Below are 16,240 nucleotides of genomic sequence, written 5' to 3'. Positions count from 1 at the left end.
AAAATGAAAAAGACATATAATTCGCCCAAAATGAATGTGGTAACAATTGGTGCCCCTCAGTTGCTGGCAGGTTCGCTGCTTAGACACAAAGGTTTAATCTTTGATCAGCAGGACTTTGATGAAGCAACAACAGAAACGGGCAATAACCTTTCTCGTGACTTTGATTGGGACGAGGATGAGGATTATTAAGGGATAATCAATGGACCGTTGCCATGGCCAATGTTGGTGCAGACGGAACGTCGAATGGCTGCGGTGATATATTCCTTCGCTTTGGATATGGCCTTGGGCAGACTATCGCCCAGGGCCATATTTGATGCAATGGCGGATGAGAGAGTGCAGCCTGTGCCATGGAGGTTGTTGGTGGCAATCTTCTCGGTGGTGAACTCGCTGACGGTGCCATCGGGCATGATGAGCCTGTCTGTCATCAGCGTGGAGTGGGCATGGCCGCCCTTGATGAGAAAGGCCGTCTGTGGATAGGCCAACTGTGCTTGCAGTCGCTCGGCCTCTGGCAGGTTGGGCGTGACGAGCGTGCAGATGGGGAAAAGATAGGAGGTGATAAAGTCGATGGCATCTGACGACATGAGTTGATAGCCACTGGTGGAGATCATCACGGGGTCGTAGATAATGGGGACATGAACATCCTTTATGGCCTCGACAATGACCTGGGCCACGTCCTCGTTGGGTATCATGCCAATCTTTATGGCTGATAGACGGAGGTCGCTGATGACGGACTGCAGTTGCGAGGCTACCACCTCAGTAGGTACAGCCATGGACGACTGTACGCCTTGCGTGTTTTGCGAGGTGAGAGCGGTGATAACAGTGGCACCATAGCAGCCGTGGGCCGTAATTACCTTGAGGTCTTGTTGGATGCCAGCGCCACCCGATGGGTCGCTGCCGGCTATGGTCAGTACTATTTCCATGCGTCGCCGAGGATCATGGCTCCTCCGAAGCCCATTTGTTTTACTTCTTCTATCTTGTTGAACGTGACGCCGCCAAGGGCCATCACGCGATTGTTGATGAGACCCTGCTGACGGGCTTCTTCAATCTGTTTGCGAGTGAAAGCTGAGTGGTAGCCTTGCTTCGAGATGCTATCGAAGATGGGACTAAGACTCATATAGGTGTATGGCTGACGAAGACAATCGGCCAACTCGTCGAACGAATGGCACGAGATGCTGACGGCTCCGTTCCAACCTGCTGGCGGCTCAGGGTTGCGGCTGTTGAGATGTACGCCGCGAAGTCCGTATCGGATGGCCAGGGGATGATGGTCGTGTAAAACCAAGCGAGGATAGAGCGTTGCTGGGAGTTCTTCAAGCAACTGCTCTACCTCGTATTGGCTGGATTGAGGTTTACGGATATGTATCAAGTCGGCCTTTCCACTGGTGAGCAGGGTGGTGATACGCTCAGCTTCGCCAGTAAAGAAGTCGGGGCGAGTAATAACGATGGTCATACGCATTTTTTAAAGAGATCGAACGAGGCGTCCCAGTCTTTCCAAACAGGCTCGCGACCCAGTTCCTTGAGGCGGGCGTTGATGACCTTGGCAGTACGCTCGTCGCTGACGGTGAACTGCTCGAGTGCCTGGGGGTAGGTGTGATAGCCGCCTGGATTGACATGACTCTCGGCCGACATGGTGGTGACACCCAGCGTGCACATGTTATCGCGGATATAGGCGGGCTCGCGAGTAGAGTAGGAGATATCGACATCGTGGTCGAAGATACGCATGGCGAATGTGGCCTGCGCCAGTTCACGGTCGGTCATGAAGCAGTTGGGCTGGAATCCTTCGTTCTGTGCAGGGCGCATACGTGGGAAGTTGATGGAGTACTTGGTGCGCCAGTAGTGCTTTTGAAGATAGCGCAGGTGATAGGCCATCATGGTGACATCCGTGCGCCACTCCTTTTCAAGTCCGATAAGCACACCCATGCCGATGGAATGGACGCCAGCCTGCCCCATGCGGTCGAAGCCATCGCAGCGCCATTCGAAGCGACTTTTCATGCCACGTGGATGGTAGAGCTGGTAGTGCTCGCGGTTGTAGGTCTCCTGGAAACAGATGACACCGTTCAGTCCGTGGTGGGTCAGTTCCTTGTACTCCTCCATCTTCAGTGGCATCACCTCAATCTTAATATTCGAAAAATAGCGCTTGGCTATGTCGATGGCCTTGGCCAGATAGGGCACACCGGCCTTGGCAGGATTCTCGCCTGTGACCAGTAGGATGTTCTCGAAGGGGGCCAACTGCTTGATGGCTTTGTACTCATCTTCTATCTGTTCAGGGGTGAGGATGGTGCGCGCCATGGGATTCTCGCGATGGAAACCACAATAGACGCACGAGTTGGAACACGAGTTGGTGATGTAGAGGGGAATGAACATCGACATGGTGCGGCCGAAACGTTCCTCTGTATATTTGCGCGAGAGACGGGCCATCTGTTCCAGATATGGCTCGGCAGCAGGCGAGAGCAGGGCCATGAAGTCGTTGACGTCGCAATGACTCTTACCTAAGGCGCGACGCACGTCGGCATCGGTCATCGAGGCGATACGTTCTGTGGTCTCCTGCCAACTGATATTTTTTAGTTCGTCGGAAAACATATCGTTTTATTTGGATTTACAAGGTTGGAAGGCATATTCCTTCAGTTCGTGAATGGTGGGTTCTTTGCCACAGAGGGCACAGTCGGAACGTTGAACGAAGTCGAAGCGCTGCCACTGCATCGAGAGGGCATCGAAGGTGAGAAGACTATTGGTGAGCAGTTGGCCAACACCAGTTAGGTATTTGATACATTCCGTGGCTTGAACGGTGCCCAGCATGCCAGCGATAGAGCCGAGTACGCCTACGGTGGCACAGGTTTCGACGTCCTCCTTGGCAGGAGGCTCAGGGAACAGACAACGATAGCAGGCCGTGCCTGGTACGTGGGTCATCAACTGACCATTATAGCGACTGATGCCGCCCATGGAGAAGGCTTTGCCCAATAGCACGCAGGCATCGTTGACCAAGTATTTCGTGGCGAAATTATCGGTGCCGTCGATGATGAAGTCGTAAGGACGAATCAGGTCGATGGCGTTGGCTGCGCTGAGGTAGGTCTCGTAGGTCTCTACCTTGACATCGGGGTTGATGGCCTGCATGCGCTCTTTAGCCACTTCAACCTTGGGACGTCCCACATCGGGTGTGCTGTGAAGCACCTGGCGCTGCAGGTTGGTGATGCTGACGGTGTCGCCGTCGATCACGCCGATGGTGCCCACGCCTGCTGCTGCCAGGTAGAGGGCGATGGGAGAGCCCAGGCCTCCAGCACCCACTAACAGCACTTTCGACTGCAGCAACCGCTCTTGGGCATCCATGCCGAAGCCATCGAGAATGAGGTGACGATTATAGCGCCTGCATTGTTCACGAGTGAGTATCATCATTTCTTTAGTTTACGTAGGTCGTGCGTGAGTTTTGCAGCGCAGAAGTTAGGTCCGCACATGGTGCAATACTCGCCATCGGTATGACCAGCCTCAGTGAAATACTGCAGGGCCAACTCTGGGTCGAGCGACAGGTGGAACTGGTCGCGCCAACGGAACTCGAAACGTGCCTTCGACAGAGCGTTATCGCGGATGGTAGCACCAGGGTGTCCCTTGGCCAGGTCGGCAGCATGGGCAGCAATCTTATAGGCAATGATACCTGCGCGTACATCGTCTTTATTAGGCAGGGCCAGATGTTCTTTGGGAGTGACATAACAGAGCATGGCAGTGCCCAGCCATGCTATCTGCGCACCACCGATGGCACTGGTGATATGGTCGTAGCCAGGGGCTATATCGGTGACGATAGGGCCGAGGGTGTAGAATGGTGCCTCGTGGCATTTCTCCAGTTGGCGCTCCATGTTCTCGCGAATCTTTTGCATGGGCACATGACCAGGGCCCTCGATGAAGGCCTGCACGTTCTTATCCCAAGCACGAGTAACCAGCTCGCCCATGGTGTCAAGCTCGGCAAACTGGGCGGCATCGTTGGCGTCGGCCGTGCAGCCAGGGCGCAAACCGTCGCCCAGCGACAAGGCAACATCGTACTTGGCAACGATATCGCAGATATCATCAAAATGCTCATATAAAAAGCTTTCCTTGTCGTGCAGCAGGCACCACTTGCTCATGATGCTGCCACCACGACTGACAATGCCGCACAGACGACTGTCGGCCAAATGGACGTTATGGCGACGGATGCCGGCATGGATGGTAAAGTAGTCCACACCCTGCTCGCACTGCTCAATCAGTGTGTCGCGATAGACTTCCCAGGTGAGGTCTTCCACCTTGCCATCTACCTTTTCCAGAGCCTGATAGATGGGTACGGTGCCCACAGGAACAGGACAGTTGCGCAGAATCCACTCGCGTGTCTCATGGATATTATTGCCAGTAGAGAGGTCCATCAGTGTGTCGCCTCCCCATTTGCACGACCATACAGCCTTGTCTACCTCCTCGTCGATTGACGATGTGGTGGCGGAATTGCCGATATTGGTGTTGATCTTAACAGCGAAATTACGACCGATGACCATCGGCTCGCTCTCAGGGTGATGGATGTTGGCAGGGATGACGGCACGGCCGCGAGCTACCTCTTGGCGAACAAACTCTGGGGTGATGTGACTCTTGATGCCCAGTGCTTCGCAGTTCATATTCTCACGGATAGCCACATACTCCATTTCTGGAGTGATGATGCCAGCCTTGGCACAAGCCATTTGGGTGATGCCCTGACCTTTTGCTGCACGGTCGTCAATCCACTGCTGACGCAGGTGGGGCAAACCTTTTTTGAGGTCGACCTTGTAGTTGGGATCGGTATAAGGACCGCTGGTGTCGTAGATAAAGACAGAGTCGTTTTTCTCCATGTGCGAATTGCCCTGCTCGTCGCGGGTTACAGTAGGGGTGAGGTTGACCTTGATCATACCCACCTTCAGATCAGGGTATATATTGCCCTGCATATAGTGTTTCTCACGCTGTGCGTAAGCTTTGTGATCGTTTATCATGAAAGATGAAAAATGTAGAATTAAACATTAAGGAATGCGGTGAGTGGACTGGAAGCCTCGGCACAATCGGCAATGGCACCTAGGCCGGCTTCGTAGGCCATACGGCCCGACTCAACGGCCATGCGGAAGGCGTCGGCCATCTTGACGGGGTCGCCTGCTACGGCAATGGCGGTGTTCACCAAAACGCAGTCGGCACCCATCTCCATGGCCTCGGCGGCGTGACTGGGTGCGCCTATGCCGGCATCAACGACTACGGGTACGGTGGCCTGGTCGATGATAATCTGCAGGAAGTCCTTCATGCGCAGACCCTTATTGGTACCGATGGGGGCGGCCAGGGGCATCACAGTGGCTGCACCAGCTTCTTCCAGGTGTTTGCACAGCGTGGGGTCGGCCTGGCAATAGGGCAGCACCACAAAACCGAGTTTTACGAGTTGCTCGGTGGCCTTTAGTGTCTCTACTGAATCGGGCAACAGATAGCGAGGGTCTGGATGAATCTCGAGTTTGAGCCAGTTGGTGCCAAAGGCCTCGCGTGCCATCTGGGCGGCAAAGACTGCCTCTTCGGCATTGCGCACGCCCGAGGTGTTGGGTAACAACTGAATGTTCTTGTGCTGGGTGATATGGGTGAGGAGGTCGTCCTCTTTGTCGTCGAGTTCAATGCGCTTCATGGCTACGGTGACCATTTCGGTGCCAGAAGCTTGAATGGCCTGAGCCATCAGTTCATTGTTATTGAACTTTCCTGTGCCTAAAAAAAGACGAGAGTTGAACTCCCGTCCAGCAATAACTAGTTTACTCATGATTGGTGATATTTATGATTCTTTTCATTTCTTCTATGGGGTTGGCGGCACGTAATACGGTGCCACTCAGAGCTATTCCTGTGATGCCTGTTTGCAAGATGGCTGGGATGTCCGATTCGGTGATGCCGCCAATGGCTACAATGGGGATGTTGATGTTGGCGGCACGCATCTGACTGATGATGTGGCGATAGCCGTCAAGACCAAGAACGGGGGCTAATTTCTGTTTGGTGGTGGTAAAGCGGAAAGGACCGCAGCCGATGTAGTTGGCTGATGCTTCGTAATGGGCTTTCACATCTTCGAACGTATTGGCAGTACCTCCGATGATATAGTCGGGCCCCAGAATCTGTCGGGCCTCACGGATGGGCATATCGTTCTTGCCCAAATGAACGCCGTCGACCTGCAGTTCGTGTACGAGAAAGACGCGATCGTCGATAACAAACGTGGCTCCATAGGTACGGCAAAGCTTTTGGGCTTCGATGGCTATGGGGCGCACCTCATCGTCGGTCGCGTCTTTCATACGTAACTGTATCCATCGGCAACCGCCATCAAGGGCCAGTTGGATGGAGTCCAGATAATTATATCGCTCGGAATAGTGGGAAATAAACTGTACCATCTGCCTCACCCCCCACATGCTGCTTTGATAATAGTGATACTGGCGCCTTCATGGAGCGGTGTGTCGTCCCAGGTACTGCGTGGTTTCAACTGATTATCGATGGCTATTGCCACACCTTTGGGCGGCAACTGCAATAGGGTGGCAAGCTCAGATACAGTAGAGGCTTGCGTCTCTTGTTGTTTGTTGTTAATAATGATGGTCATATTACATTCCTCCGACGGCATTACCCGTGTCAGGTCCTATGGGTATTTTCTCAGCTTTGGCACATGCCTCAGCACCCCGAATATTTGTTTTTGCGGTGCAAAAGTACTGCTTTTATTTCAATCTGACAAGAAAATGGTGAGAAAAATAACAATATTTTCGAAGATTAGTTGGAAATAAAAAAGTCCCAGACACGAAACCAATTCGTACCTGGGACATTACTTATGGGGTGTGGGCACCGCTGTGCCGATAGGTTAGTTCCTGAATACCAGTCCGTCGCCAAACGAATCGACGATGATGGGCTTCTCGCGATTTACCTCGTCGGCCAACAACTTCTTCGACAGGTCGTTGAGCAGATACTGCTGGATGGCACGTTTTACTGGACGCGCACCATAGTCGGGGTCGTAGCCTTCCTGAGCCAACCAGTCGATGGCTTGAGGTGTGACTTCCAGTGTGAAGCCCTGTGGCTCCAACATCTTCTGAACACGTGTGAGTTGCAGTTTTACAACATCGGCAATCTCCTGTTTTGACAGTGGCGTGAAGGTGATAATCTCGTCGATACGGTTCAAGAACTCTGGACGCATAGTCATGCGAAGCTGTTCGCGAGTGGCGTTCGAGGTCATGATGATGATGGTGTTCTTGAAGTCGGCCGTACGTCCTTTATTATCCGTGAGTCGACCGTCGTCCAATACCTGTAAGAGGATATTGAAGACATCGGGATGTGCCTTTTCAATCTCGTCGAAAAGAACCACGGAGTAGGGCTTACGTCGTACAGCCTCTGTGAGTTGTCCTCCCTCGTCATAACCTACATAGCCTGGAGGCGCACCAATCAGACGAGAGACGGTATGCTTCTCCTGATACTCCGACATGTCGATACGCGTCATCATCGTCTCGTCATTGAACAGGTATTCGGCCAGTGTCTTGGCTAGCTCTGTCTTACCCACGCCTGTAGTGCCTAAGAAGATGAACGAGGCGATAGGACGCTTGGGATCTTGCAAACCTGCACGACTGCGGCGTACAGCATCAGAGACGGCTGTGATGGCTTCGTTCTGACCGATGACACGGCGATGGAGTTCCTCCTCGAGGTGGAGCAGTTTTTCACGTTCGCTCTGCATCATACGGGTGACAGGAATGCCTGTCCAGCGAGAGACTACCTCGGCGATATCATCGGCAGTGACCTCCTCGCGAACGAGGCGGGAGACTGAAGCGGACATTCCAGACTCTCCGGATTTTCCGGCGCTATCGAGTTGGTGTTGGATGTCAGTGATATGGTCCTCAAGGACCTTCAACTTTGAGTAGCGAATCTCGGCCACCTTGCCGTAGTCGCCCTCGCGCTCGGCACGCTCGGCCTCGAGTTTCAGGTTCTCAATCTCTTGTTTGTCCTGCTGAATCTTATTGATGAGCTGGCGCTCACCTTCCCATTTTGCACGGAACTCACGTTCCTGATCCTTCAGTTCTGCAATCTCCTTGTCGAGTTGGGCAATCTTAGGCTTGTCGTTTTCGCGTTTGATGGCCTCGCGTTCAATCTCGAGTTGCGCCAGACGACGAGTAATCTCATCGAGTTCTTCAGGCACTGAGTCGCGCTCCATACGGAGTTTGGCGGCGGCCTCGTCCATCAGGTCAATCGCCTTGTCAGGCAGGAATCGTTCTGTGATATAACGCTCGGAGAGTTGGACGGCAGCGATACAGGCATCATCCTGGATACGCACCTTGTGATGGTTCTCATAGCGCTCCTTCAGACCACGGAGGATAGAGATGGCACTGAGTTCATCGGGCTCGTCAACCATCACCGTCTGGAAACGACGTTCCAGGGCTTTGTCCTTTTCGAAATACTTCTGATATTCGTTGAGCGTGGTGGCACCGATAGAGCGTAGTTCGCCTCGTGCTAATGCGGGTTTCAGAATGTTGGCGGCATCCATGGCCCCCTCGCCTTTGCCGGCACCAACCAGCGTGTGAATCTCGTCGATGAAGAGGATGATGCGTCCCTCAGAGGCTGTCACCTCGTTGATAACGCTCTTCAGGCGTTCTTCGAACTCACCTTTATACTTGGCGCCTGCCACGAGTGCACCCATATCAAGCGAGAAGAGTTGCTTGTCCTTTAGGTTCTCGGGCACGTCGCCGCGTACAATACGCTGGGCCAGTCCCTCAACGATAGCCGTTTTACCTGTACCAGGCTCACCAATCAAAATGGGGTTGTTCTTCGTGCGGCGTGAGAGGATTTGCAGTACACGACGAATCTCATCGTCACGTCCGATGACGGGGTCGAGTTTACCCTGACGGGCTAAGTCGACGAGGTTCTTGGCGTATTTCTCCAACGGCTGATAGTTGTCATCGGCACTCTGACTCTGTACGCGCTGTCCCTGACGAAGTTCAAGGATGGCCTGACGCATGTCCTTCTCGTTGGCTCCTGCATCTTTCATCATACGACTCACGGTAGTGTTGACAACGAGAAGAGCCAACAATATTGGCTCACACGAAACGTACTCGTCGTTCATCTCGTGAGCAAGGTCTTCGGCCTTCTGCAAAATCTTTTGTGAGTCATTTGAAAGATAGGGCTCGCCGCCCTGAACGCGAGCCAGATGCTGCATCTCTTGTGAGGCCAACATGTCGAGTTGTTGGACGTTGACGCCCAACTTCTGGAAAATAAATGCGGTAATGTCTTGCGCCTTGTCCATCAGGGCCTTGAGCAGATGTACTGGCTCGATGGACTGCTGACCGTTCTGGCGGGCAATGTTGACTGCCTGCTGTACGGTCTCCTGCGCCTTGATTGTAAATTTGTCGATAGTCATAATTAACTCCTTTCTTTTTTGTTTTGTTCTGACCATGAGCGAACAAAGAGTGTGCCGCAGAAATAAATCTGACAAAATGACGGGTAGTGATGACAGAATGGCAATATGTAAAAAGCGTTAATTCTTTGATACGGGAGTATTGGATTGAGGCATTGGATGGTCTTATGAATAGAGAAATCTGAAAAAATGCGTTAAACTTTCATATTTATATGATGTGAGACGCCCGTATGTCACTAATATTTGTTATCTTTGCTTTCTAAAATGTATCGCGTATGAAAAAGATTGCTTTAGCCATCCTGTTGATGATGCCGGCGTTTCTGTTTGGACAGACTTATGAGTCCTTATGGAAGCAGGTTGAGAATGCTCAAAAGAAGGATTTGCCGCAAACGGAACTACAGGTGTTAAACAAGATAGCTGACAAGGCACAGAAGGAGAAAAACTATGGTCAGTTGCTGAAAGCAGAACTGCTGTCGGCACAATCTCAGTGTAGTGTGAGTCCTGATTCACTGAAACCAGCGGTGGCACGATTGCAACAGCGCGAGCAAACGATGAAAGACCCAGTGCTGAAGGCTATTTATCAGACCGTATTGGGTGCTGTCTATGAGGATAATCCTGCATTGGATGATAATCATCGAGAACTGTCAAAACAGTATTATCAGCAGGCTCTGCTGCATCCGGAGCAACTGGCTGCGGTGAAGGCAGTGGATTATAAACCCTTCGTAGAACAAGGAAAGGATAGTCGTATTTTCAATAACGACTTGCTGAGTGTGATTGGATATGAAACCAAGCGCTTTGACGTGCTGAGAGACTATTATCTAAAGAAAAACAACCGCGTGGCTGCGATGATGAGTAGTCTGGAATGGTTGCGTCAGCAGGCCTCAGAGGAGATTGAAGATTATTCCAATTCAGCCTATTTGGCTCGCTTGGACTCCCTGGCTGAGGCTTATGCCGACCTGTCTGAGGTGGGTGAGGTGGCCATCGCCCGCTTTAATTACATGGAGTCGTTCACCAATGCTACCCTTCGTGACCAATGGGAATATATTGAATATGCCCTGAAGCGTTGGGGAACATGGGACCGCATGGATATTCTTCGTAACAAGCAGAAAGAGATGAAGGCGTTGGAGTTTGTGATAGCATCGGATGCTACGATTCTTCCAAACAAGGCGTTCCCCGTTAAATTAAAATTCTTACGCGGCATTCAGTCGCTCACCATGCGTGTTTATCGTGTGAATGCTACTGCTAAGGAACTGAAGGATGTTTATGTCAATACAGAAAAAGGCTATAACAAGATTAAGCATAAGTTAACGGAACAGACGGGACTGAAGCAGACGCGAACCTACAAGATGCATGCTCCCTATGAGAGTTTTGAGGACTCGCTGGTATTGTCTGCTCTGCCTGTTGGTGTTTATATGCTGGAGTTTGAGAGCTCGCCAAAAACCAAGGATAATGTGCGTGTATTTTATTATGTGAGTGATCTTCGCTTACTCACCATGATGATGCCAAACAATATCATTCGTTATGCGGTTGTTAATGCTACAACGGGACAGCCCGTTAAAGGCGCGCAGATACAATTGAAGTCTAACAATCAGGATGTGACACTGACAATGGATGATAAAGGAGAGTATATGTTTAACTCCGGTTCCCGTCGTCCTAATGCAATCTTTGTGACCACAGCTGATGATAAGGCTTGCCCGCAAATGAATGGCTACGGCTATTTCTCATATTATAAGAACAACAGACCGCTTGAGTTGGCTACCATCCTTACTGATCGCGCTATCTATCGCCCTGGCCAGACGGTCAATGTGTCCGTCGTGGCCTATAAGATGCAGAATGGTTATGAGAATCATGTGTTAAAGGGTGAGGAACTGGAGGTAGAACTTCGTGATGCAAACCATGAAATAGTGGAGGAGAAGGAATTGATCACAGATGATTTCGGTTCTTGCACCACCCAGTTTACATTGCCGCGCAAGGCTTTGCCGGGGCAGTATATGATTAATGTTGATGCTAATCGATGTTTCTTCCGCGTAGAGGAATACAAGCGTCCGACATTTGAGGTGGATATTCCCAAGGTGACTGTTGATTATGCCGATGGCGACACACTGCAGGTGAAGGGCACGGCCCGTACGTATGCTGGTGTCTCTGTGCAGGGAGCTACCGTGAAATATAAGGTGGAGCGTAGACGCGCACTCTGGTGGATGAGTTACTCGTATTATTGGAATCAGGGTGTTGTTACTCGCGATTTGGAAAACGAACTGGTGGCAGAGGGCGAGTTGACAACTGGCGACGATGGTAGCTTTACGGTGCCCACGCCGATGGTGCTGCCTAAGACACGCTATCCGATGTTCTATAACTTTGTTGTCTCGGTAGATGTGACAGACCAGGCTGGCGAGACCCATCATGGCGAGATATCATTGCCATTGGGTAATCGTAAGACTGCCCTTAGCATAGATATGTCCGACAAAGTGCTGGTTGAAAAAGGTGGGCAGATGACCTTCCATCTATATAATGCTGCCGGTATAGATGTTGATGCGCAGTTGCGCTATCGTATTGACAAAGGTAAATGGCAGAATGTAAATACGAATAAGAAGATTGTTCTGCCTAAGTTGAAGAGTGGACGCTATAGTATCGAGGCTATTTGTGATGAGGATACACTGAAGCACGATTTTGTGGTGTTCTCACTGGATGATAAGCGCCCCGCTGCTGAGACGGATGACTGGTTCTATGTATCAGATCGCCAGTTCCCCAATGATGGCACACCTGTTACGGTGCAGGTTGGCTCGTCGGCCAGTGATGTGCATGTGGCTTATAGTATCATTCACGACCAAACAGTGATGGAAAGTGGTACGTTTGACTTGTCTAACGAACTGTGGAATAGGAAGTTTACCTATAAAGAGGAGTATGGACATGGCGTGTTACTTGCTTTCGCATGGATGAAAGAGGGAAAAGCCTATGAACATCAAGTCACGATTACTCGTCCTGTTCCCGACTCGAATCTTACATTGAAGTGGCAGACCTTCCGCAATCGATTGGAGCCTGGACAGCAAGAGGAGTGGACATTATCGGTGATGGGGCCTGACGGCAAACCGGCAAAGGCTCAACTGCTGGCTACGCTTTATGACAAGAGTTTGGATCAGTTGACTCCGCATTACTGGTCGCTGAATCCTTATATCTCGTTGATAGTACCCCACACGCAATGGTCGTTTGGTAGTTATCAGTTTATGGGCGGTCAAGGCACATGGATGGAGAACTTGCTCGATGTGCGTGATTTGGAATTCAATCGTTTTGACCATACCATCTATCCAACAAGTTACACCTTTGGAAGAAATGGCAGAACAAGACGTCTTAGTGGACTTCCTAAAGTAACCTATGCTACCGCTACTGTTAATATGGCGGAGTACGAAGGTTTGGATGTGACTTCTGTTGATGAGAGTTTGCAAGGAAGAATTGCTGGACTTGATGTGATTAAAGTTAAGAGTTATGAAGCTCCATCTTCTCTATCGACGTTGACGGGTTACGATGATGGTTCTGAAGAAGAATTGGCCATAGAATCTGCTATGGGCGAACAGACACAGATGCGTGAGAATTTGCAGGAAACGGCATTCTTCTATCCGCAGTTGATGACGGATAGCGAGGGTAGGGTGACAATGAAGTTTACTTTTCCTGAGAGCTTGACCACTTGGCGCTTTATGGGTGTGGCTCATACGGAGGACATGAAGACCGGTTTCTTGGAGGATGAGGCTGTGGCAAGTAAGAATGTGATGATTATGCCGAATGTTCCTCGTTTCGTTCGTGAAGGTGACCATGCTACTATCTCGGCACGTATTGTGAATACTGGAGATAATACAATTAGCGGTAAGGCTCGCCTGGAGTTGATTGATTCCGAGACCCTGCAAGTTGTATATGCTCAGGAACAAGATGTAACGCTTGCTGCAAACAGTACATTTGGCGTTGCTTTCCCCTATGAATGCAATCACGAAACATATGGTTTGCTGATTGCAAAGATGATGGTTAGCGGCAAGGACTTTAGTGACGGCGAACAGCATTACCTGCCCATCCTGCCCAACAAGGAACGCGTTACCAAGACCGTTCCATTCACACAGACAAAGCCGGGTACAAAGACTATTGACTTGGCTGCATTGAGGAGCACGGGCAAGAATGCAAAACTGACCATCGAATATACGAACAACCCTGCTTGGCTGATGATTCAGGCATTGCCAACAGTGGGACATCCCTATGATAATTGTGCTGTCTGTCAGGCAACGAGTTATTATGCAAACACCATTGGTAGTCATATTCTGGATCAGAACCCTCATGTGGAAGACATCTTTGAGGCATGGAGCAGAGAACAGAGCGACGAGACTTCTTTGATGAGCAGTTTGGAGAAGAATCAGGAGCTGAAGGATCTGGTGCTTGCCGAGACTCCTTGGGTGGCTGACGCTAACCGTGAGAAGGAACAGAAGGCACGCTTGTCGGACTTCTTTGACGAGAATCTGATAAACCAGCGCATAAATCAATCGCGCGAGTCTCTTGGTAAGTTACAGAATGCTGACGGCTCGTGGAGCTGGTGGCCTGGTATGGAAGGCTCAATGTATATGACGGTGGAGATTAGTGAGATGCTGGTACGCCTGAATAGAATGACCTCTCCACAGAAAGATACCAAGGAGATGCTCAATAATGCCTTTGGCTATATGGGTAAGGAGATAGTGAAGTTGGTGGACGAGATGAAAAAGAACGCCAAGAAGGGTTGGACACCTACGTTCCCCAGTCACATGGCCCTACAATGGCTCTATATCTGTACACTCGATGGACGACTGTTGCCTGCTAATGTGCAGAGTGCTAATGCTTATCTGAAGAACCTACTGAAGAAGGAGACACGCAACCAGACTATCTATGACAAGGCGATGTCGGCCATCGTGCTGAACAATAAAACCTATGCCAAGAGCTTGAAAGAGTATACCGTCTATCGTGAGGATATGGGGCGCTACTATGACACACCACGTGCACTCTATTCATGGCGCGACTATCGTATTCCTACACAGGTGGCAGCCATGGAGGCTATCCAATTGTTGACTCCTGAAGAGACTCAGACCATCGAGGAGATGCAGCGTTGGCTACTTCAGGAGAAGCGTAACCAGGCATGGGACACGCCTATCAATAGTGTTAATGCGGTATATGCATTCATGAATACACCCAGTTCTCAGAATGCGCTGAGTGCGATGACCTCTCTTACTACTTTGAAGGTGGACGGACAGACAGTAGAGACCTCGAAGGCTACGGCTGGCATTGGCTATGTGAAGAGTTCTATGGATGGTGATGATAAGCAGACCTTTACCGCCGAGAAGACTTCTGAGGGTACGTCGTGGGGTGCTGTCTATATGCAGTTTATGCAGCAGACCAGCGAGGTGGAGGCTCAGAGCAGTGGTATTCAGGTGAAGCGTGAGATACTTACCTCAAGCCTCAAGCCTCAAATCTCAAATCTCTCAGTGGGCGACCGCATCAAGGTGCGCATCACCATTGAGGCAGACCGTGACTATGACTTCGTGCAAGTCGTCGATAAGCGTGCTGCCTGCATGGAGCCTGTGAATCAGTTGAGTGGTTATCGCTGGGGTTACTATATCACGCCCAAGGATTGTTCTACGAACTATTATTTCAACCGTCTGTCGAAAGGCAAGCACGTGATTGAAACAGAATATTATATTGACCGCGCGGGAACCTACGAGACAGGCACCTGTACTGCCAGTTGTGCCTACAGTCCTGAGTTCCGTGGCGTGGCTAAATCGCAAATTATTGAAGTGAAATGAAAAAACTCTTTATTATAATGGGCCTCAGTATGGCCACCATTGCTATTAATGCTCAGAGAATAGTTACCAAGACACCAGTCATCAACGTAGGAAAAACGGGTTTCGAAGTTCCCGTAACAGCCACGTTTGAACTGAGAAACAGGGGCAGTCGCCATCTGACTATTCGTGAGGTGAAGACTGATTGTGGCTGTACGCAGGTGGATTATCCGAAGAAAAGTATTAGTGGCGGTGATCGGTTTACAATCTCGATGACCTATGATGCGCGACTGCTGGGCCACTTTACGAAACAGATGGCGGTGTATAGGGTAGGGTCTGAAGAACCAGTTATCTTGAAAATGCAAGGCATTGTGGTACCCGAGATGACGGACTATTCGAAAAACTATCCTTATGCGTTTGGCGATTTGTTGGCCGACGTGAATAACGTGGAGTTCGATAATGTGAATAAGGGAGATCATCCAGAGGTTGAGATTCGTGTGCTGAATAGTGGTAGTTCGGTGATGACGCCTAATATCCAGCATTTGCCTCCTTATCTCACAGCTATGGCTACCCCCGAGACATTAACACCAGGTAAGACGGGTAAGGTGATCCTAACATTGAACACCGAAAAAGTTCAGGACTTTGGACTGACGCAGACTACAGTTTATCTGGCAGAGCGACTTGGAGAAAAGGTTAGCTCTGAAACAGAATTGCCTGTGTCGGTTGTACTATCGCCTAATACCACGCTCTATGCGGGTGGAAACAAACAGTATGCTCCAAAGATGGAACTGTCCGTTGACTCGCTTTCATTGGGCAGGCTGGGAGGTAAGAATCGTAAGAGCGGTGTCATTACAATTACAAACACCGGTCGCACGGCTCTTAATATCTCATCGCTGCAGATGTTTACTAAGGGTATGAAGGTGACGCTTGATAAACGTGAGTTGCAACCTCGCGAAACAGCAAAGCTGAAGATTGCCGTGACCGATAGAAACCAGTTGTTGAAGGCCCGTCAGAAACCACGTGTGTTAATGATAACCAACGACCCAGACCATTCGAAGGTGGTGATAAAGGTTAATGTGAAATAACGCAGAATTTG

The 16,240-nt window shown here is 50.4% G+C and carries 12 protein-coding genes and 1 riboswitch; of the genes, 3 read left to right on the top strand and 9 right to left on the bottom strand.

All coding sequences use genetic code 11. The features are described 5' to 3' along the window. Positions 1 to 3: 3 nt before the first annotated feature. Positions 4 to 189: a hypothetical protein gene (locus M1D30_RS09295; RefSeq protein WP_248503289.1), complete on the top strand. Its 186-nt coding sequence runs from the start codon at positions 4 to 6 to the stop codon at positions 187 to 189. On the opposite strand, the gene thiD is transcribed toward M1D30_RS09295, so the two are convergent. The 9 genes from thiD to clpB all read right to left on the bottom strand — a co-directional run bounded on the left by thiD (position 186) and on the right by clpB (position 9,367). Then, positions 186 to 920, bottom strand: coding sequence for a bifunctional hydroxymethylpyrimidine kinase/phosphomethylpyrimidine kinase (gene thiD / locus M1D30_RS09290; protein ID WP_248503288.1), 735 nt, complete (start codon positions 918 to 920; stop codon positions 186 to 188). The genes M1D30_RS09295 and thiD overlap by 4 nt on opposite strands. Further along, the gene (locus M1D30_RS09285; protein WP_248503286.1) at positions 911 to 1,447 is read right to left on the bottom strand and encodes a thiamine phosphate synthase; all 537 of its coding nucleotides are present in this window, start codon (positions 1,445 to 1,447) and stop codon (positions 911 to 913) included. The genes thiD and M1D30_RS09285 overlap by 10 nt, the downstream gene beginning before the upstream one ends. Then, the gene (thiH, locus tag M1D30_RS09280; RefSeq protein ID WP_248503284.1) at positions 1,444 to 2,577 is read right to left on the bottom strand and encodes a 2-iminoacetate synthase ThiH; all 1,134 of its coding nucleotides are present in this window, start codon (positions 2,575 to 2,577) and stop codon (positions 1,444 to 1,446) included. Before thiH ends, M1D30_RS09285 begins: the two co-directional genes overlap by 4 nt. A 6-nt stretch (positions 2,578 to 2,583) precedes the next feature. Then, a complete protein-coding gene (locus M1D30_RS09275) occupies positions 2,584 to 3,384 on the bottom strand; it encodes a HesA/MoeB/ThiF family protein (protein WP_248507801.1) in 801 nt (266 codons plus the stop codon). Beyond that, entirely contained in the window at positions 3,384 to 4,970 is a 1,587-nt protein-coding gene (thiC, locus tag M1D30_RS09270; RefSeq protein ID WP_248503282.1) for a phosphomethylpyrimidine synthase ThiC, read from the bottom strand. Before thiC ends, M1D30_RS09275 begins: the two co-directional genes overlap by 1 nt. Before the next feature lie 20 nt (positions 4,971 to 4,990). After that, on the bottom strand, positions 4,991 to 5,764 hold the full coding sequence (locus M1D30_RS09265; protein ID WP_248503280.1) for a thiazole synthase: 774 nt from the start codon (positions 5,762 to 5,764) through the stop codon (positions 4,991 to 4,993). Further along, entirely contained in the window at positions 5,757 to 6,377 is a 621-nt protein-coding gene (locus tag M1D30_RS09260; RefSeq protein ID WP_248503278.1) for a thiamine phosphate synthase, read from the bottom strand. Before M1D30_RS09260 ends, M1D30_RS09265 begins: the two co-directional genes overlap by 8 nt. A 5-nt stretch (positions 6,378 to 6,382) precedes the next feature. After that, the gene (gene thiS / locus M1D30_RS09255; RefSeq protein WP_248507799.1) at positions 6,383 to 6,580 is read right to left on the bottom strand and encodes a sulfur carrier protein ThiS; all 198 of its coding nucleotides are present in this window, start codon (positions 6,578 to 6,580) and stop codon (positions 6,383 to 6,385) included. Beyond that, a riboswitch (TPP riboswitch) is annotated at positions 6,570 to 6,669 on the bottom strand. It overlaps the preceding gene by 11 nt. 163 nt (positions 6,670 to 6,832) lie before the next feature. After that, positions 6,833 to 9,367 (bottom strand): ATP-dependent chaperone ClpB, encoded by a 2,535-nt coding sequence (gene clpB / locus M1D30_RS09250; protein ID WP_248503276.1) that lies wholly within the window; start codon positions 9,365 to 9,367, stop codon positions 6,833 to 6,835. A gap of 272 nt (positions 9,368 to 9,639) precedes the next feature. Between clpB and M1D30_RS09245 the strand changes: the two genes are divergently transcribed. Together M1D30_RS09245 and M1D30_RS09240 are read left to right on the top strand one after the other, a co-directional pair. Beyond that, a complete protein-coding gene (locus M1D30_RS09245; RefSeq protein WP_248503275.1) occupies positions 9,640 to 15,168 on the top strand; it encodes an alpha-2-macroglobulin family protein in 5,529 nt (1,842 codons plus the stop codon). Next, positions 15,165 to 16,229, top strand: coding sequence for a DUF1573 domain-containing protein (locus tag M1D30_RS09240; protein ID WP_248503273.1), 1,065 nt, complete (start codon positions 15,165 to 15,167; stop codon positions 16,227 to 16,229). Before M1D30_RS09245 ends, M1D30_RS09240 begins: the two co-directional genes overlap by 4 nt. The last annotated feature ends 11 nt before the right edge of the window (positions 16,230 to 16,240 follow it).

The sequence above is a fragment of the Prevotella sp. E15-22 genome (assembly GCF_023204875.1).
In the GTDB taxonomy this organism is placed as follows: Bacteria; Bacteroidota; Bacteroidia; order Bacteroidales; family Bacteroidaceae; genus Prevotella.
This window is presented reverse-complemented; position numbering and strand designations above follow the sequence as displayed.